The organism is Altibacter sp., assembly GCF_019913785.1.
Classification (GTDB): Bacteria; Bacteroidota; Bacteroidia; order Flavobacteriales; family Flavobacteriaceae; genus Altibacter.
Genome location: NZ_JAIOHK010000067.1, coordinates 1 through 18,486, shown reverse-complemented (window position 1 = coordinate 18,486; position 18,486 = coordinate 1). Strand labels below are relative to the sequence as shown.

Sequence of the window (18,486 nt, the reverse complement as noted above, 5' to 3'; positions counted from 1 at the left end):
AGTACGTTACAGAAGCTGTAAACCTCCCTGGACTTTTGGTCAAATCTCCGCCAACATTAATATTTAAATCCATTTTATGGCCTATTTATTTACTTCGGAAAGTGTTTCTGAAGGACACCCAGATAAGGTTTCAGATCAAATAAGTGATGCATTATTGGACCACTTCTTGGCCTTCGATCCCAATTCAAAAGTAGCTTGCGAAACCTTAGTCACTACCGGACAAGTAGTATTGGCCGGAGAAGTAAAAAGTGGAACATACCTCGACGTTCAAACCATTGCTCGCGATGTGATTAATAAAATTGGATATACCAAAGGTGCCTATCAGTTTAGCGGTGACTCATGTGGTGTCATTTCGTTAATTCACGAACAATCACAGGACATCAATCAGGGAGTCGATAGAGCCAACAAAGAAGAACAAGGTGCCGGCGATCAAGGGATGATGTTTGGTTATGCGACCAAGGAAACGGCCAACTATATGCCCCTAGCTTTGGATATTTCGCATAAGATCTTGATCGAATTAGCGGCTTTGCGTCGCGAAGGAAAAGAAATTCCGTATTTGCGCCCCGATTCTAAGAGTCAGGTGACCATCGAATACAGTGATGACAATGTACCACAACGTATTGTTGCCATTGTAGTTTCTACGCAGCACGACGAGTTTGATGAAGATGATGTGATGCTGGCCAAAATCAAAGAGGACATCCTTGGTATCTTGATTCCACGCGTTAAAGCACAGCTACCGGCCTACGTACAGAAATTATTCAATGACGACATCACCTATCATATAAATCCTACCGGAAAGTTTGTTATTGGTGGACCTCATGGAGATACCGGTCTGACAGGGCGAAAGATCATTGTAGACACCTACGGCGGAAAAGGAACCCACGGTGGTGGTGCTTTTAGCGGAAAAGACCCCAGTAAGGTAGATAGAAGTGCTGCCTACGCTGCGCGTCATATCGCAAAGAATTTGGTAGCTGCCGGAGTAGCCGATGAAGTATTGGTACAAGTATCCTACGCTATCGGAGTGGTAGAACCCACTTCTTTATTCGTGAATACACACGGTACCTCACATGTCTCAAAAACCGATGGTGAGATTGCCCAACTCACTGCGAAAATATTCGATATGCGCCCTGCGGCCATCGAAACCAGATTAAAACTTAGGAACCCCATCTATTTGGAAACGGCCGCTTATGGCCATATGGGACGTACCCCTCAGACGGTAACCAAAGTATTTGAAAGTCCGTACAACGGTCGTGTCGAGAAGGAAGTGGAATTATTCACTTGGGAAAAATTAGACTACGTAGACAAGGTAAAAACAGCCTTCGGATTATAATCTGACAGATGCTATTAAAAAAAAGCGCCCCTATTTTTAGAGGCGCTTTTTTTATTCATCAATTCCTCCTTTTCGTTGAGGCGATCTTGGATTCGGCCAGGTTCGTTGTTCGCCGGTCCTTGGATTGATAGGAAGTATGATCTGCTCTCTCGAAGTGGTATTTGGATCTTCACTTGCCATATACACTAAAATGGCCGTGAGGATGGCATTGCTTCGTACATCGTCGAAGATGATCTTGTCATAGGTGTCTCTGTTGGTGTGCCAGGTATAATCCCAGTACGACCAATTGAGAGAACTTAGGTTAAAGGCAGGCGCTCCTGCGGCCAAAAAGGAAGCATTATCCGATCCACCACCACTTGGCGAGCCGGGAAAATTAGTTTCTATTTGGTCTGTAATTTCATTTGGAACTGCGTATAACCAATCGCTCAAATACTTATACGAATGTAAAAATCCGGCTCCGGAAAGATTTACCACCCGTCCCGTGCCGTTATCCTGATTGAACACTGCCTGAATGTTCTTTACAATTTCGGGATGGTCTTCAACAAAGGCACGAGAGCCGTTTAACCCCTGCTCTTCACTGCCCCAATGGCCTACTAAAATAGTACGCTTCGGGTTGGGATACATTTTCTTTAGGATGCGCATGGCTTCCATCATGACCAAGGTTCCTGTCCCATTATCGGTGGCGCCGGTTCCTCCATCCCAGGAATCGAAATGCGCCGACAGGATTACATATTCCTCCGGCTTCTCACTTCCTTTAATTTCAGCAATCGTATTAAAGGTTGGAACAATACCTAATTCCTTCGATTCGGCTACGATACGAATCTTGGGTTTGCCTCCGTATTCCAACATGCGATACAACATGGTGTAATCTTCCAATTCAATATCCACGGCGGGTATCTTTTTTGTACGGGCACTGAATATTTTGTTCACACCGAAGCCTTCAGACCAATTACAGGCTACAATTCCTGCGGCTCCGGCATTTTCAAGTACTTCGATAATACTCCGACTGTTATAGCCGGTTCGTCTCATATTTTCGCGCCAGGCCGTTTCCTGTGCTTTGCGATCATTCTTCATCTTTTCAAAGGAAGCCTCTGTAGCAAATTCCTTCCAGTTATAATCGGGACGTCCGGTGGGCTGATTCATGGAAACCATCACCAATTTCCCTTTTACGTTGGGCAACCATTTCTGAAAATCGGTTGAATCTTTTACTTCGGGCAGTAGAATCAATTCGGCGGTAACACCCTTCCCTGTGGTACTCGGATTCCAGGCTAACTGGGTCCCATCCAAGGATTGGATTCGGGGATAGATCATATCAATATGTGTAATGCCGCGTTCCCAGCCACGCCATTCGCCCCATTTTTCGTTACGGGCCGAAATACCCCATTTTTCATAGGTAGACACTGCCCAATCATGGGCGTTTTTCATTTGTGGCGTCCCCACAAGTCTGGGACCAATAACATCCATGAGTTCATGGCCTAATTTTTCTAATTGAGAGTTTTCATTGGCCTCTTTAATAATATTTTCGATCACAGGATCTGCTGTCTGGGCAACGATCGATGTACCTAAAAACAGGATTCCCACCAGGGAGAGTAGATATAATTTTTTCATGTAGATATGGTTGCGTTTTGAATAGAATTTTAAAATTACAATTAATTTTAAAAGTAACCACCAACTTTGAAATTTGAATTAGATGATATTGTAATTTTTTGCCTTTTGTACGGCCTCTATTTTACTGTGCACCTGCAGTTTCTTGTAGATGTTTTCTATGTGTTTTCGCACCGTGCTTGGAGAAAGAAACAGGTTTTCTGCAATGGCCGTATAGCTAAGCCCCTTGCTCAATTGTTCCAAAACTTCCACTTCTCGCTTCGATAGGGAGATCTCTTCCTGATCTTTCGGGTTTTGAATATTTATTGGATTTCGCAAAAGCTTCAGGGTTTTTAGTGCAATAGATGGGTTCATCGCCGCACCGCCATTTAGCGTTTCACAGATTCCGTTGTAGAGATCTTTAGGATTTATTTCTTTCAGCAAATAACCATCGGCACCTGCTTTTATGGCATTGAAGATGTTTTCATCGTTATCGAAGGCCGTTAACATGATGATCTTGATCTGAGGATACTTTTGCTTTACCATCTGAGTGGTTTCAATACCGTTCAATACCGGCATTTCAATGTCCATTAAGATCAGGTCGATATTGTGATTCTCCTCGAGTTTAGTGAGTAGTTCGCCTCCATGTGCAGAGGAATGTTTGATCGAAACATCATCAAAAAAGGAAAGTTTCTCTTTGATGGCGTGAATTAAAAAGCTGTTATCGTCTACAATGGCAATTTTAAGAGTCATAGTTGGTTGTTAGCACGCTTAAATTTACAAATACTTTCGAATAAAATACTAGGGCATCTGCCTTATTCGTCTTTTTTGGTGGAAAGACCTAAGGTAATTGTAGTGCCTTCGTTTACTTCCGAATCGATCGTTAATTCGGCAGCCATATCGCGAGCGCGCTTCTTCATGTTTGAGAGTCCGTTGCCTTGTTCGACCGCGGTAATGTCAAAACCCGATCCGTTGTCGCTAATGGCAATGATTATTGCATTGTTTTCTTCAGAAATTGACACCGAAATAAGCGATGCTTTGGCATACTTCAAACTATTGTTCACGGCCTCCTGAATTATTCGATAGCAATTCATTCCTTCTACCGAAGTCAGCGAATTACTAGTAGGCATCCCCGAAGCTACTTTAAATTCGAAGGCGGTAGTTTCGGTTGCCGTTTTCGCCTTTTCAATAAAATTGGTGATCCGCGCCTGAAGGTCTTCAAACGTGATACTATTCTTATTCATCGCCCAGATGGTGTCCCTTAGTTCGTAGATGGTTTGAGACGTGAAGGCACTTATATCGACCAGTTTGTTGGCGAGTTTATCGCTAATCTCACTAAATCCATACTTAATAGTATCTATACTCGAAATAATAAAGGTGAGTTGCGATCCTATATTGTCGTGAAGATCTCGTGAAATCCGCAATCGCTGCTCTTGCAGCTTGTTCTGCGTTTCAATTCGTGCCAATGCTTCCTTAAGCTCACTTTCCTTTTGTAATTGTCGCTGTTTCAATTTTTGCTGATTATACATCAAATATCCTAGAAGTCCCAGCAATAAAGCCGTTCCAAAGCCTCCAATGATCCAGGTATTTTTTCTGCGAACCTCTGCATCCTTTTCGGCGAGTTGGGCACGTTGTTTTAGGATTTCGTTTTCCTTCTTTTCGGTTTCAAATTCTATGGTTAAGGCCGCGATACTTTCTTCAACCTTAACACTGTGTATGCTGTCTTTTATCGCAGCGAATTGTTCGTAATAATATAAAGCCGAATCGGTATTCTTCTTGCTTTTGTAAATATCGGAAAGCAACTTATAGTTGTACTGAGTTAAATTTTTATACGCTTTTGCTTGGGACAGGGGCAAGGATTTATGTATCCAACTAATCGCCTGATCTAATTTTTCTTCGGCCAGAAACACTTCGCCTATCTGCGTGTAATTTTCGGCAATGGTCGTAGTATCTTTCCATTGGATTCTTTGTTCCAAGGCCCTATTAAAATAATCTTTGGCTTTTTGGAAGTCCTTCTGTAGTGCGTATACCCCTGCCATATTGCTATAACAATAGGGTATGCCAATGGTATCGTTTATATTTTTTTTAATAATAAGGCTCTTGTTGTAGAAGTAAAGGGCACTATCCAGTTCTTCCTTTATTTCTTTTAGCACTCCATAATTATTATAAATGTCCTTGAGTACATTTTCGTTTTGCGCTGCTTCGGCTATGGCCTTTCCTTGTTGCATATAATAGGTGGCCTTATCTATGTCTTTGTACTTTAAACTATAGCCCAGTTCTGCGTACCGATACGCTACTTTCTCGCTCAGTCCTAATTTTTCATAAATTTTAACCGCCTTCAAACCATACTCGGCACTTTCTATATAATTGCCCTGATACCCATAGGCCAATGAAAGTTTCGAAAGGGCATCTGCCTCTCCTTCGCCATAATTCAATCCTTTCGCCGCCAGCGCATTGTTTTTGAATAGTGAAAGAATAGCATCTTGCGACATATGCAAGCCTTGTACATAGAGGTTGTTTATAGAGTCTATCTCCTTTTTGGTCTGAGAATAAAGAGCATTTGATAGAAGTAAAAAGACATACAAGAAAGCCAATGTTCGCATTGCATTATTTTTAGAAAAACTAAAATACCAAAACTTCCGGCTGTACCACCAACGCTTCCTCCAAATTATACATTAAAAAATGATACTTGTCTAAGGATTTGCTTCGGAAATTCACCTGTGATGTGTGCAGTGCAATTTCCGCTTGCAGTGCATATTGTTGCTGTACATGATTGGCCGCTATTTTTTTGTTCTGCTGAAAAAAATAAAACAACAGCCCGGTAACAAGACCGATAAATAGCACTACTACAATAATTTGAGCAACGGGCATGACACATTTTATTAATACCTAAAAATACAGCGTAATTTACGAATTGGACATAGGGCAGTTGTCGTATTTAATTAGGCAATAAAACTTATCCCGATGGTGGTTCCCTTGCCTTTTTCTGAAGTAATTGCAACCGTACCCCCTAGCTCTCTAGCACGTTTTTCTATGTTTCGCAAACCGTTTCCGGCCGAAGTATTCGTCACGTCAAAGCCATTTCCGTTGTCTTCAATACGTACCAGATAGGCCTCATTACTTATGTCAATACGCACCAAAACGGAGCTGGCATTGGCATGTTTTAAGGCGTTATTTACCGCTTCCTGAATAATCCGATAAATATTCATTCCTTGTACCGAAGTAAATTTGGCCTCCTTGCACACGTTTTCGGCCACCGAAAAGTTAAAGGCGACCTCATTCGATGCGATACCGGCTTTTTCTATAAAATTTGAGATCCGTGCCTGAAGGTCTTCGCAGGTGATATCGCTCTTGTTCATGGCCCAGATAGTGTCTCGCAATTCATAAATAGTTTGTGAAGCAAAGGCACTGATCCCCGAAAGTTTATGCAGGGTTTTTTCTTCAGCTGTATGCAATCCAAACTTCAGACTATCAATCGATGAAATTATAAATGTGAGCTGCGAACCTATATTATCATGCAAGTCCCTTGAAATACGAAGTCGTTGTTCCTGTAAGCGGTTTTGTGTTTCGATCCTTGCCAATGCAGTCTTCAGTTCATTTTCCTTTCGAAGCTGTTGGTTCTTTAATTTTTGCTGACTATAGAACAGATATCCTAACAATCCCAGGACTATTGCAAGTCCCAAACTGCCATAGAGCATGATGTTCTTTTGTTTTACTTCCAATTCGGTTTCGGCGAGGTTGGCACGAGTTTCGGCCAGTTGCTTGGCGGTTTTTTCGGTTTCGTATTTGGTGGCCATTTCGGCGACTTTGGCAGCGCGTTCTTCATTAAATACCGAATCGCGCAGTACATAAAAGGCTTCTTGGCGTTCCAGGGCCTTTTCGAAATTGCCAATTTTCTTGTAGAACCAAGCCTCCTGCTGCACCACATCTCTTATCTTTTCGATGCTCTCGCTTTTTTCAGCATGGAAATAGGCCTCTTTAAAATACTGCCTTGCCTCATCGTTCCTATGCTCCTCATAAGCGATAGTCGCCAAGTTCGTATAGTTGGTTGCCAAGTTATAGTCCCTTCCTCTAATTTTATTGAGCACCAACGACCGATTGATATATTTTTTTGCTTCGGAGTACCTTTTACTTTTTAGCAAGGTATTTCCAATATTATTGTACACAAAGGAATAGCGTGCCGAGTCCTCCATCTTCGGCACATATTTCAAATTTTTGAAGTGATAGAACAGTGCACTATCCGGTTTTTTCCAATCGTCAAAATTAATGGCGATTACATTGTTGGCAAAAATTAAATACCTATAGTTGGTGGGGTCATGATCGTAGATAGTTTTAAACGCCATTTTACCAAAAGCAACCCCTTTTTCATAATCTTCAAAGTCGTGATACACATTGGATTTATCTGAAAGATGTAATGAGATCAATGCGGGATCTTTCATTTTTTCGGCAACTGTTAGTGCCTTCTGAATATAGTCCAAGGCCAGCTCGTATTCCCCATCATGTAATTTCTGATAATGCAACTGCTCATAAACCTTCCGCAGTCTATCTAATGTATCCAACTGTTGAAACAGGGGGATCACCTTTTCTGAAAAATAAAGGGTACTATCCTTTTCCCGGTTTTGGTTTTTTTGATAAAATTTGAAGTAATAATAACTGGCAGAATCTGCCTTTTTTCTCAATAGTTTTCGAGCTTCAGTAAAATAGTATTGCGAAGAGTCCGCACTATTATATGCTTTAAGTAACAACGCGTCTACGTTTGATGCCGATTGAGCAAATAGTAGATTCGAAAATAAAAGCACAAAGATTAAATGGGAAAACTTCATAGAAAGTACAGCTTAATCGATTCGAATGTACTGAAATAAAGAACACGACAATATGCCGTGTTCTTTTTATATAGGATCAAAAATGATCTTATAACGCCTTTATAAAAGTACCGCTACTCCATGTTCCTATACGGTCTTCACTAACCGTTTGCCCTTGATAATATCCTTTACCGTGGTATTTACCATATTGCCATTCGCCTCCGTAGTAGTTTCCACTCTTGAAGAAAAACCGACCCTGTCCATGGTACTGGTTGCTACCATTGAATTGCCCGGTGTACTTATCGCCATTGGCAAACAAATAGGTGCCCATATACATATTTCCATTACTCCAGAAGCCGGTATAACTATCTCCGTTGCTCCATTTGTAGCGGCCGTATTTGGTCTGACAGTCGCCAGCCGTACATCCTGTAGTTACACCGTTGTCGTAGAAGGTATACGCGTCTACCAATTGACTACTGCTGTACCTTCCCTGCTCCCACTCTTCGTCTTCAACAATGTATCCCAGTCCTTGGATGAATCCGTTTTGATATTCACCCACCATGTCTTTTTTAACGCCAAGGTATACCCCATAACCGGTCATTCCATCATTGACCCAAAAGCCAATATACTTCCCGGAATCCTTCCAGTCGAACAGTCCATACCCGTTGCGTTGTCCATTTTCCCAAAAGCCTTCGTAATATCCATGATCGAAGTTCTTCTTCCCCCATCCATTTTGACAATTGCCGCTCACGCATCCCAAAGAGGTAGATGAGCTTGCCGTAGATCGAGTTGGAACATTTGGTCTTTCTTGAGCCTGCAATGTTATGCAACCGAGCATAAAAATTGCGATAACTAATAAATTTTTTAATTTCATAATGCCTTGGTTTTTAGTGTTACTCAAAGTTAAGAAAGATTTGTCCCAAAAAAAAATACGGCAATTGCCGTATTTTGTTTAGCCTTAGCCATTCACTATTTCATTTTAGTAATCAAGGTCCCGTTAGACCACACTCCTATTTGCTGTTCAATGTCTTTATTGTGATAATAACCTCTTCCATGGTACTGTCCATTTTTCCATTCGCCGCCATAATAACTCCCACTTTCGTAAAAATAACGGCCGGTACCCTCAAATTGGTTTTTCGCATTGAACATCCCACTGTATTTGTCACCATTTGTAAAGTTGTAGGTACCCATGTATAAGGCGCCATTTTTAAAAAATCCAACATAGGTATCCCCATTGCTCCAAACCATCTTACCGTATTTATCCTGACAATCGCCTGCCGTACAGCCAACGTCTACATCATTCGTATAAAAGTTGTACGATATCGTTAAATTACCATTGGTATACACCCCCTGTTCCCACGCATCGCCATAAACCGAATAACCAACTCCGTCCAACTGTCCATTTTTGTATTCTCCAATAACATTATCGTCGTTATCGGCCAAATAGGCGCCATATCCATCCATATTGTCATTTTTCCAATTCCCGATATACTTCCCTGTTCCAACCCACTTATACAGCCCATATCCATCTCGCTTTCCGTCTTTCCAGAACCCATCGTAGTAGGCATTTTCATACTGCCATTTACCCCATCCGTTGGTACAGTCACCCTGAACGCAACCAGTAGTTTCGCTAGTGGAGGCGTTGGAGTCACCCGAATAGCGTTGTACCTGATTAAACACAAAAGAGGCCATGGTCGTATAGCCGGGCAACACATAGGTCTTTATATCATTTATTTTGACAATCAAGTCGTTCCCAACGGTCTCGGTCGTAGCATTTGTATAGTCGATGGGTTTCCCCTTTTTAATAACCCCGTATTGACCGTTATCTGCATCACGATACCAATAGGTGTCTTCGGGCGCAGGGGATAGCTTGGTCATGCTTTTCGCTCCCCAATTGCTAAAGCTTCGGATTCCCTCCAAAAGATAGGTTGCGTTTACTTCAGCAATAAAATCGATATAATTTCCCTTTATATTGCTGAAATCTCCCGAATAGGATGCATCGTTTACATAGGTGATAAAAGAATAGGGGTTGGTAAGGTAAAAGTCCTTTCCAATATTCGTCGCCAAAATAGGCGCATTTCCCTTCGATCCTTCAGCAGCATCTTTAAAGTCGGCAAGCAGATAAATAATCCGTGCACTGGTATCGAGCACAGCCAATGTATCTGTTTTAAGATAGACCAGGTCTTCGACATTCGAGATTGTCTTTCCGTTTTTATCCTTTAAAATAAAATCAACGCTATTCGTTTTGGTCCAGGTAGCACCGTTAAAATCGACAGAACTTTTACTCGACATGGGCTCAGGGATTTGAGCTTCAGCCGAAAGGGAAAAAGTAGGAAATACTAGTAGTAGGATAATAAGTCTTCTCATTAGAATAGATTTTTTAGTAGTATAAAGTACCTAAAAAAAATAGAATACTGCAATACGACAACTGCCGTATCGTCCCGCTATTCTGAAAACTCTTGATACTTCTTTTTCATTTCGAGATAGTGGTCGTAGGATTTTGAGTATTTTCTCGCCAAGTTATCCAAGGCCTGAGAGTCTTTGTTCAGGGAAACCATTACTAGGTCGACCAATAGGCGCAGGAGAATTAACAAGATGGCGGCAACTTTGGCCGTAGAAAAAATAATAAAGAAAAAGAAAGCAAGAATTACGACGAACTGTTGGATAAAAATACGAACATAAGGTTTAATGAAAATGGCACTCGGCGTATACTCTTTGTACTTCTCATTCGCCCAAAAATTGGTGTAAAAATAACCTAGGTTGGTCACCACTAACGAAGCCATTACAACAGACATTCCTTCCCTGTTAATTACATACCAATAGTTTTGTACAAGATAAAAGGCATCCGTGATTTCAGTAATGGTTCCTTCAAATAAGGCAAAGGCAAAAACAGATTGCACACCTACAAAAATGCCATAATGCGCTATAAAAAACAAAATCAAAGGAAGGCCTTTCAGTTGCAGTCCCTTATCGGAAGTAGGTTCCATTCCATAATTAGACACAATCCACAGCTTCACAATATGAAAGAGCCCTATCACTATTGTCTCTAAAAAATAAGCAAACACCACCGTGAGTGAATCAATCTGGTTAAAAAGCACCAGCAGCAGTAAGAAACAGGCATTGGCCCAAACCAGTATATTATTTTTTGATGGATATAGGATGGCTGAAATCATATAGATAAATTTAAAAATAAAACCCCATAAACTAGTATGGGGTTTTTAACACTGTACTCACTCCTCAGCAAAATACAGCGAACGTAACTTGGCTAGTAGGTTACTTCTTAAGATCGTATGCAAAAATTGAATTGTTATCTGCCTTGTAGTACAAGATCCCTCCAAAATCATCTACAGTATATTCTGGTTGTTTATCCTTTAGGACAATTTCCTTCTCTTTGGCTCCTGTATCCTTGTTTACCTTTACCAACCCAACACCTTCATCCAGTTTTGTCAAAATAAACTGTGCATTTTCTGTGGCGGCAGTTGCTTTAAATCTTCGTAACATTTCTGCGATCGATGCTCCGGTAGCAGCGGCCATGCCATCACCAAGATCGGCATAGGATTGCCCTCTTGAGGTATAACTACCCAATCTGTTTCTGTTTGCATTCGCCTCGGCATAGGCCGCTGTGGCTGTAGTGGCGGCTGCGACAGCTGCTACTCCGGCCAAAATTGCTCCCATGGCACTCTTCCCCGGAGCGCGATAGTACTCATGCCACGATTTACCACCATTGTTATCCAACATCATTAAGTTCTGATCACTGGTGAGTAAAATACCGCTATCTCTAATTTCTACACTGCTGGGACTTTCTTTCCCTTCGAATTTAGACTCCGCCAATGTGGAAACTTCTCCCGAATTAGCATCTACAGCAAACAAGGATTCATCGGCGCTAATCAAGTAGCGCGAATTCTTACTGTCATAGGTCGAACTAACCGCATCCACCCGCTTGTATTTTAAAGGCTTGTTCCAAACCTGTTCCCCGGTGGCCAGATTGACAATATTGGCGTCTTCACTGGTAATATAGATCAGCCCCTGGGGCGTATTGGCCATGGTCAAGATATTCTCACCGGTCTTTAGTGGTTTTTTATAAAGTGTATTTCCGTCAAAGGATATTTTATTGATCCCGCCCTGATAGATCCCGAAGAGAATCCCATCATCCATAATATAGAAATGCTGAACATACCCTTTGGTTTTAGGGGCTTTCTCCCACAAATCTTCACCTGTAGTAGCACTTAGAAATCCTATTTCCGATTCGTTCTTTTGGGCAAAAACACTATTGCTTCCCCCATCGTCTTTATTGCTAACTATTGCCAGTCCTTGTGGTAATATTTCGAAGTTAGCCACTTGTCCTTTTACCTTATGAGGATCTTCCCACAGTATCGAGCCGCTACTGCTAATTTTATGAACCTTGTTATTTTTTCCATTGGCAGAAATCTCAAAACCGTATATCTCTTTTTCAGCTGCATCGGTAACCATCCATTTTATATCGTCCACATCGGCCGACCATTCTATTTCTCCGGTTTTCATATTTACCTTCTTCAACGCCTTGGTGGTAGGCAATATCAATCCGTCTTTTAACAATAAGGGACGTCCTGAAACTACTTCAGATCCTTTAAACGTAAAATAGCTTTCCTGCTCTCCGGTATTCAAATCGTAAATCGCTACGGCATTGGCATATTTTTCACTTGCTCTACGCTGTCCGCTTACTACCAATTTGTTCTGCGGCATCATAACATCGCAGGTGGTTACTATTTTCCAACCGTTAGATTCGGTGGCGAAAAGGACCTTACCCGACATATAATCGATCACCGCCTTTTTGGTAGATATACTTGCAAAACCTGTTTGACCTACCATTACATAGGGGGCATTTGGAATAAAAGTCAGTTCTTCGGGCTTAACACGACCGTATTCTTGAAAATTAAAAAGTAATTGATTGCTGCCCGGCTTAATACCTACCAGGCCATCGTTGGTGGCCACAACCATGGTTCCACCTTGGGTAAGCGTCATTTCATTGATTTTAGCCCCAACGTCATAACGATAGTCGGGTGCTTCGGCTTTTTGTGCCACTGCTTGTGTTGCCCAAATTAAGCTTAGGCAAAAAGCTACTTTTAATATTGTTGAAAGTTTCATAATCGTGGTTTTAGTAATTGATGGTTCAAAGATGCTGCGTATCAAGTTGCGATTCAATACGGCAGTTGTCGTATTCTTATATGAGCTAGATAATCCATCGCTTCCTGGAAAGTCCCATCGAGCAAAATATTGTCATAAAAAAAACCGAAAGTAGAACACATTGTTCCACTCCCGGTCCACGTAAAAACCTCAACACTGAGATTTTCGTTTATGTGGTTTTAATTTTGGACTACTTCAATATTGAATGCTCCCGAAGTAACAGACACCGTATCACCGATATCATTTATATTGAATCCGGTAAAGCTAAAAGTACCTTCCACGGTATCGCCATCATAACTGGAAATATTAACCTCTCCATTTATTGATTGTGCATCTCCTAAAGTAGAATAAATCACTACGGTATTCGGATCGGGATTGGATGGATCCGGCAGATAGCTATAGGTTCCAATATTTAAAAAACTCAATTCGTACGTACCTACACCGGTAAAGTTCTGAACGATCATTTGTAAGTTTTCAGAATTCGCCGTACCACCGGATACAGCGATTACCTGACTGGTACCTGCATCCGAAACCTGTGCAGCAACAGTACCTTCTAAACCTTCAAAAGTTTGGCCATCGACCTTTGCGCTGAATGAACCAACGGCTCCACCGCCTCCATCACCACCATCGTCGTCTTTTTTACAGGCGGTCACCGCCAAACTCATCATAAGAATTAGTATTACATTTTTAAACATTTTCATAATTGTTGGGTTTTAAGTTAATTGAACAAGGCAAAGATGCCCCAATACCCAACGCCACTCAATACGGCAATTGACGTATAATTAGAATGCTATATGAGGAAGTTCTCTTTGTAAGGCAGAAATTTTTTGCTGAAGTGTTTTCTGAAATGCCCGATGTGTTTCACTTTCGGGGTGAAAGGGACGGTGTTGCAATCCCCTTTGTACCGTATCGATTTCTTTTTGCAATGCGTCCGTTGCCGAAGCCACCCAAACCTCCTTAAAACGTTCCCAGATAATCGAAATAGCTGTAGTATTGGGGTGTAGCATATCTTCCGCGTAAAATCGGTAGTCGCGCAATTCGTCCATCATGAGCTCGTAGGACGGAAAATAATAAAGCCCCTTACTGGCAGCCATTGCCTTATGTAGCCCGGCGATCAAATGTGCCTTGCTCTGCGTATTCTCAACAAAACCATCCCTGAGATGCCGTACGGGCGAAACAGTTCCTATGATGACAGCCGAAGGCTTGACCGCCTGTATGCGCTGCACGGTATTCTGTATACTTTCTGCAAGGGTCGCTACCGACAACAATTCTTTTTTGAACTCCTGCTGCGGCAGCTTATGACAGTTAGCCACTGGCGCATTGGTTTTTTGATGCCTATAGACCCAGGCGGTACCGTAGGTAAAAATAAGATGTGAAGCCCCAAGCAGGGCCGCTCGTAGTTGCGCCAAGGAATTGTTTAGTTTTTGAAGAAAATCCTCCTTAGTTGAAGTGCTTAACACAGAATGTACCTCGAAACAATGCCATTGCTCATTGTAGAAGAAAACATCCTTCTCGGTATACGCCCTATCTTCCAACGCACGACTTACCAAGACTTCGATAGCCATTGGGTGAAAAACAATTCCGAAGGGATTCTGAAGGTTTTGAAACTTAAAATAATCGAGTTTACCTCCAATGTTTTCCGTAAAACAAGAACCCATTAGCAACACCTTAGACGTATAATCCATTTGATGCGCTTCGGGTTTTAGTGCTATTTGCGTTTGTAATTTCATAAGTCACTTAGCGCCTTGGCGCCTTGGCGCGCTCTCAATCCAAATAATCCTGCGCCTTTTCTAATGCTTCGGCTATCCCCTCGGGATTCTTGCCGCCGGCGGTAGCAAAAAATGGCTGACCACCACCACCTCCTTGGATATACTTTCCGAGTTCGCGTACAATCTGTCCTGCATGTAATCCTTTTTCTGAAACTAATTCCTTAGAAATATAACAGGTGAGCAAGGCCTTGCCATCCTGTCTCGATCCAAACAAAATAAACAAATTCTCAATCTCGCCACCCAATTCGAAAGCCAGGTCCTTTAATCCCGAAGCATCCAGGTCTAGTTCCTTTGCCAAGAAATGTACATCATTGAGTACGGTGATCTCTTTTTTAAGATCGCCTTTTAAATTTTTGACCTTGTCTTTCAATAACTCCTGAAGTTGTTTCTGTAACTGACTGTTTTCTTCCTGTAAACTAGTCACCGCCTGTACCGGGTCTTGTGCATTGTTCAATGCTTTTTGCACTTCTGAATAGGCCACACTTCTGTCCACAAAATACTGCTTCGCCGCATCGCCTGTAATGGCTTCAATCCTGCGAATACCCGAAGCGACCGCGCCTTCCGAAGTAATTATAAAATGCCAGATTGCCGAGGTATTCGGCACATGCGTACCTCCACACAATTCCATTGATTTTCCAAATTTGATGGTGCGTACCGTGTCTCCGTATTTTTCACCGAAAAGCGCCAATGCCCCGTCGTCCAAGGCCTGTTGAAAGGGAATATTGCGTCGCTCTTCCAAGGCGATACCCGCTTGTATTCGCGCATTCACAAAGTCCTCTACCTGTTTTAGTTCTTCATCGGTCACCTTTCCGAAATGGGAAAAATCGAATCGCAAATTCCGACTGTGTACCATAGATCCTTTCTGAGTTACATGCTGCCCCAGTATATTGCGCAGCGCCTGATGTAACAGATGCGTGGCCGTATGGTTGGAAGCGGTCCTGTCTCGTTGTTTTCTATCGACAACTGCCTTAAAAGCAGCCTCCGGATTCCGCGGTAAGGTCTTGGAAAAATGAATAATCAGGTTGTTCTCCTTCTTGGTATCTATGATATACACCACCCCACCATCTATGGCTTCCAAATACCCTTTGTCACCTACCTGTCCGCCACCCTCGGGATAAAATGGAGTTATATTAAAGACCAGCTGGTAGAGCTCGCCGTCCTTTTTGCTCTCAACTTTGCGATAGCGCGTAATTTTAATATGGGTTTCCAGCATATCATAGCCAACAAACTCCTCCTCCGGATCATCCAAAAGGACCATCCAATCTCCTGTTTCAACCTTGGTAGCTGCCCGGGAACGATCCTTCTGTTTTTGCAGTTCTGTTTCAAACTCAGCTGCATTCAACTGATAGCCTCGCTCTCGAAGGATCAATGCAGTAAGGTCAATTGGAAACCCGAACGTATCGTACAACTCGAATGCCTTCTTTCCCGAAATAGTCTTCGACTTGGCTGTTTCAATAACATGCTCCAACAAGACCAACCCCTGATCCAGGGTTCTCAAGAAGGAACGCTCCTCTTCCCGAATCACATTGGTGATCAGGTTTTTTTCTGAAATCAATTCAGGGAACGCCTCTCCCATTTGCGCGCTCAAGGTCGCAATGAGTTTGTAGATAAATGGCTCCTTTGTATGTAAGAAGGTGAAGCCATAGCGGATTCCTCTTCGTAGGATACGTCTAATTACGTACCCGGCTCCTGTATTACTGGGCAACTGGCCATCGGCAATCGAAAAAGCAACGGCGCGTACGTGATCGGCCACCACCCGAATGGCAATATCAACTTTTTCATCTTTGCCATAGGTGGTATTGGTCACCGCTTCGATCTCTCGAATTAGCGGTGTAAAGACATCGGTGTCGTAATTACTCTGTTTGTGCTGTAAGACCATGCACAAACGCTCAAAGCCCATTCCGGTATCCACATGCTGAGCCGGTAATTTTTCTAGACTACCGTTGGCTTTTCGGTTGAACTGCATAAATACCAGATTCCAAATCTCCACCACCTGTGGATGATCCTGGTTCACCAAGGCAGCACCCGATTGCTTTGCCTTATCTTCGGCCGAACGTATATCTACATGGATCTCACTACAAGGCCCACAAGGTCCTTGGTCTCCCATTTCCCAGAAATTATCGTGTTTGCTTCCGTTGAGAATGCGCTCTTCGGGAAGAAACTGTTTCCATATTTCGTAGGCTTCGGTATCACGCGCAAGTCCTTCGGCTTCATCTCCTTCAAAGATAGTGACGTACAAGATGTCCTTATCTATTTTATAGACTTCGGTCAGCAATTCCCAGGCCCATGCAATGGCTTCCTTTTTAAAATAATCGCCAAAACTCCAATTCCCCAACATTTCGAACATGGTATGATGGTAGGTATCCATCCCCACTTCTTCCAGATCGTTGTGTTTTCCACTTACGCGAAGGCACTTTTGGGTATCGGCAATACGGCTGTTCTTAGGCAGGCTGTTCCCCAAAAAATATTCCTTAAACTGATTCATCCCCGCATTGGTAAACATAAGCGTGGGATCGTCCTTGATCACCATTGGAGCAGAGGAAACAATGGCGTGCGACTTCGATTTAAAAAATGCTAAAAACTGGGAACGTATCTCCTTCGAATTCATAAAATAATTTTAGTACTAAAAAATATGTGATAAGGCTATGCGCAAAACAATTTCTATATTTGCAAAACGTTAGCTAACCATTAGCACAACCTATCAACGAGCAAAAATAAGTTTTTTTAACGTATGTCTAAGGTTAAATATTACTACGATAGTGAAACCCTGTCCTATCGAAAAATTGAAAAGAAGAAAGGCCGTAGGCTTGGTATCTTCTTACTCAGTCTAACGGGAATGCTATTAAGCAGCTTTCTACTGTTGCTGGTATACATCAACTTACCCTATGTAGAAACGCCCAAAGAAAAAACGCTAAAGCGCGAACTCACCAATATGGAGTTGCAATTTGAGCTGCTCAATAAAAAAATGGTCGAGGCCGAAACCGTTTTGGCCGAAGTGGCCAATCGGGACAATAACCTATACCGTGTTTACTTTGAAGCCAATCCAATTCCGGCCGAACAGCGTAAAGCAGGTTTTGGAGGGGTAAATCGGTATAAGGACCTGGAAGGATTCGATAATTCAAAATTGATCATAGCTACCAGCAAGCGTTTGGATATATTGACCAAACAAATTGTGGTACAATCCAGATCTTTAGATGAAATCGCCAAACTGGCCGAAGAGAAAGAAGAATTACTAAGTGCCATTCCGGCCATTCAACCGGTGCGAAATGAAGACCTTACCCGTATGGCATCCGGCTACGGCTATAGAACCGATCCCTTTACCAAGGCGGGAAAATTTCACTTTGGAATGGATTTTACCGCACCAAGGGGAACTCCTGTCTATGCAGGGGGTGACGGTGTGGTAACACGGGCAGATAATACGGCCTCTGGCTATGGAAATCACATACGAATAGATCACGGCTATGGTTATGAAAGCCTGTATGCCCATTTGTATAAGTTTAAAGTGCGCAGGGGGCAGAAAGTGAAGCGCGGCGATCTTATTGGTTTTGTCGGTAGTACGGGACGATCGGAAGCCCCTCATCTACATTATGAGATCTTTAAGGATGGGCAACGCATCAATCCTATCAATTTCTATTACGGAAACCTAACGCCCGAAGAATTTGCCAGTATGTTACAGGCATCTCAGCAGGAAAACCAATCGTTGGATTAAAATCCTTGCTATTTACGATGTTTCATAGACGAGAAATGAATTATATTTACATTTCTGAATACGAAAAAAAATGCACATCGATCTACCCGAAAAACGATATTACGGCATTGGCGAAGTCGCCGAAGCCTT

The 18,486-nt window shown here is 42.4% G+C and carries 14 protein-coding genes; 2 read left to right on the top strand and 12 right to left on the bottom strand.

Annotation, left to right across the window (positions count from 1 at the left end; genetic code table 11):
* Window positions 1-76 precede the first annotated feature (76 nt).
* Window positions 77-1,330 (top strand): methionine adenosyltransferase, encoded by a 1,254-nt coding sequence (gene metK, locus K8F54_RS12215; RefSeq protein ID WP_290791359.1) that lies wholly within the window; start codon window positions 77-79, stop codon window positions 1,328-1,330.
* A 51-nt stretch (window positions 1,331-1,381) separates the two neighbouring features.
* On the opposite strand, the gene K8F54_RS12210 is transcribed toward metK, so the two are convergent.
* The 12 genes from K8F54_RS12210 to alaS all read right to left on the bottom strand — a co-directional run bounded on the left by K8F54_RS12210 (window position 1,382) and on the right by alaS (window position 17,256).
* Window positions 1,382-2,938 (bottom strand): M20/M25/M40 family metallo-hydrolase, encoded by a 1,557-nt coding sequence (locus tag K8F54_RS12210; protein WP_290791357.1) that lies wholly within the window; start codon window positions 2,936-2,938, stop codon window positions 1,382-1,384.
* 78 nt (window positions 2,939-3,016) lie between these two features.
* A complete protein-coding gene (locus tag K8F54_RS12205; RefSeq protein ID WP_290791355.1) occupies window positions 3,017-3,667 on the bottom strand; it encodes a response regulator transcription factor in 651 nt (216 codons plus the stop codon).
* 62 nt (window positions 3,668-3,729) lie between these two features.
* Window positions 3,730-5,517 (bottom strand): tetratricopeptide repeat protein, encoded by a 1,788-nt coding sequence (locus K8F54_RS12200; protein WP_290791353.1) that lies wholly within the window; start codon window positions 5,515-5,517, stop codon window positions 3,730-3,732.
* A 19-nt stretch (window positions 5,518-5,536) separates the two neighbouring features.
* On the bottom strand, window positions 5,537-5,785 hold the full coding sequence (locus K8F54_RS12195) for a hypothetical protein (RefSeq protein WP_290791351.1): 249 nt from the start codon (window positions 5,783-5,785) through the stop codon (window positions 5,537-5,539).
* A 71-nt stretch (window positions 5,786-5,856) separates the two neighbouring features.
* On the bottom strand, window positions 5,857-7,593 hold the full coding sequence (locus tag K8F54_RS12190; protein ID WP_290791349.1) for a sensor histidine kinase: 1,737 nt from the start codon (window positions 7,591-7,593) through the stop codon (window positions 5,857-5,859).
* A 232-nt stretch (window positions 7,594-7,825) separates the two neighbouring features.
* A complete protein-coding gene (locus tag K8F54_RS12185) occupies window positions 7,826-8,590 on the bottom strand; it encodes a hypothetical protein (protein ID WP_290791347.1) in 765 nt (254 codons plus the stop codon).
* A 95-nt stretch (window positions 8,591-8,685) separates the two neighbouring features.
* A complete protein-coding gene (locus K8F54_RS12180; protein WP_290791346.1) occupies window positions 8,686-10,083 on the bottom strand; it encodes a hypothetical protein in 1,398 nt (465 codons plus the stop codon).
* A 77-nt stretch (window positions 10,084-10,160) separates the two neighbouring features.
* Window positions 10,161-10,889, bottom strand: a complete 729-nt coding sequence (locus K8F54_RS12175; protein WP_290791343.1) for a DUF6498-containing protein — start codon at window positions 10,887-10,889, stop codon at window positions 10,161-10,163.
* A gap of 100 nt (window positions 10,890-10,989) precedes the next feature.
* Complete coding sequence (locus K8F54_RS12170) at window positions 10,990-12,840, bottom strand: PQQ-binding-like beta-propeller repeat protein (protein WP_290791341.1); 1,851 nt, start codon at window positions 12,838-12,840, stop codon at window positions 10,990-10,992.
* Window positions 12,841-13,058: 218 nt separating this feature from the next.
* Entirely contained in the window at window positions 13,059-13,580 is a 522-nt protein-coding gene (locus tag K8F54_RS12165; RefSeq protein ID WP_290791339.1) for a DUF6252 family protein, read from the bottom strand.
* Between the two features lie 81 nt (window positions 13,581-13,661).
* Window positions 13,662-14,609: a GSCFA domain-containing protein gene (locus K8F54_RS12160; RefSeq protein WP_290791337.1), complete on the bottom strand. Its 948-nt coding sequence runs from the start codon at window positions 14,607-14,609 to the stop codon at window positions 13,662-13,664.
* 34 nt (window positions 14,610-14,643) lie between these two features.
* Entirely contained in the window at window positions 14,644-17,256 is a 2,613-nt protein-coding gene (alaS, locus tag K8F54_RS12155; RefSeq protein ID WP_290791335.1) for an alanine--tRNA ligase, read from the bottom strand.
* A 123-nt stretch (window positions 17,257-17,379) separates the two neighbouring features.
* Between alaS and K8F54_RS12150 the strand changes: the two genes are divergently transcribed.
* Window positions 17,380-18,357: a M23 family metallopeptidase gene (locus K8F54_RS12150; RefSeq protein ID WP_290791333.1), complete on the top strand. Its 978-nt coding sequence runs from the start codon at window positions 17,380-17,382 to the stop codon at window positions 18,355-18,357.
* Window positions 18,358-18,486: the final 129 nt, after the last annotated feature.

Excerpts from the sequence above, each read along its gene's own strand:
- K8F54_RS12175 (WP_290791343.1), bottom strand. The coding sequence starts at position 10,889 with ATGATTTCAGCCATCCTATATCCATCAAAAAATAATATACTGGTTTGG.
- metK (WP_290791359.1), top strand. The coding sequence starts at position 77 with ATGGCCTATTTATTTACTTCGGAAAGTGTTTCTGAAGGACACCCAGAT.
- K8F54_RS12200 (WP_290791353.1), bottom strand. The coding sequence starts at position 5,517 with ATGCGAACATTGGCTTTCTTGTATGTCTTTTTACTTCTATCAAATGCT.
- K8F54_RS12205 (WP_290791355.1), bottom strand. The coding sequence starts at position 3,667 with ATGACTCTTAAAATTGCCATTGTAGACGATAACAGCTTTTTAATTCAC.
- K8F54_RS12210 (WP_290791357.1), bottom strand. The coding sequence starts at position 2,938 with ATGAAAAAATTATATCTACTCTCCCTGGTGGGAATCCTGTTTTTAGGT.
- K8F54_RS12180 (WP_290791346.1), bottom strand. The coding sequence starts at position 10,083 with ATGAGAAGACTTATTATCCTACTACTAGTATTTCCTACTTTTTCCCTT.
- K8F54_RS12185 (WP_290791347.1), bottom strand. The coding sequence starts at position 8,590 with ATGAAATTAAAAAATTTATTAGTTATCGCAATTTTTATGCTCGGTTGC.
- K8F54_RS12165 (WP_290791339.1), bottom strand. The coding sequence starts at position 13,580 with ATGAAAATGTTTAAAAATGTAATACTAATTCTTATGATGAGTTTGGCG.
- K8F54_RS12170 (WP_290791341.1), bottom strand. The coding sequence starts at position 12,840 with ATGAAACTTTCAACAATATTAAAAGTAGCTTTTTGCCTAAGCTTAATT.
- K8F54_RS12195 (WP_290791351.1), bottom strand. The coding sequence starts at position 5,785 with ATGCCCGTTGCTCAAATTATTGTAGTAGTGCTATTTATCGGTCTTGTT.
- K8F54_RS12160 (WP_290791337.1), bottom strand. The coding sequence starts at position 14,609 with ATGAAATTACAAACGCAAATAGCACTAAAACCCGAAGCGCATCAAATG.
- K8F54_RS12150 (WP_290791333.1), top strand. The coding sequence starts at position 17,380 with ATGTCTAAGGTTAAATATTACTACGATAGTGAAACCCTGTCCTATCGA.
- alaS (WP_290791335.1), bottom strand. The coding sequence starts at position 17,256 with ATGAATTCGAAGGAGATACGTTCCCAGTTTTTAGCATTTTTTAAATCG.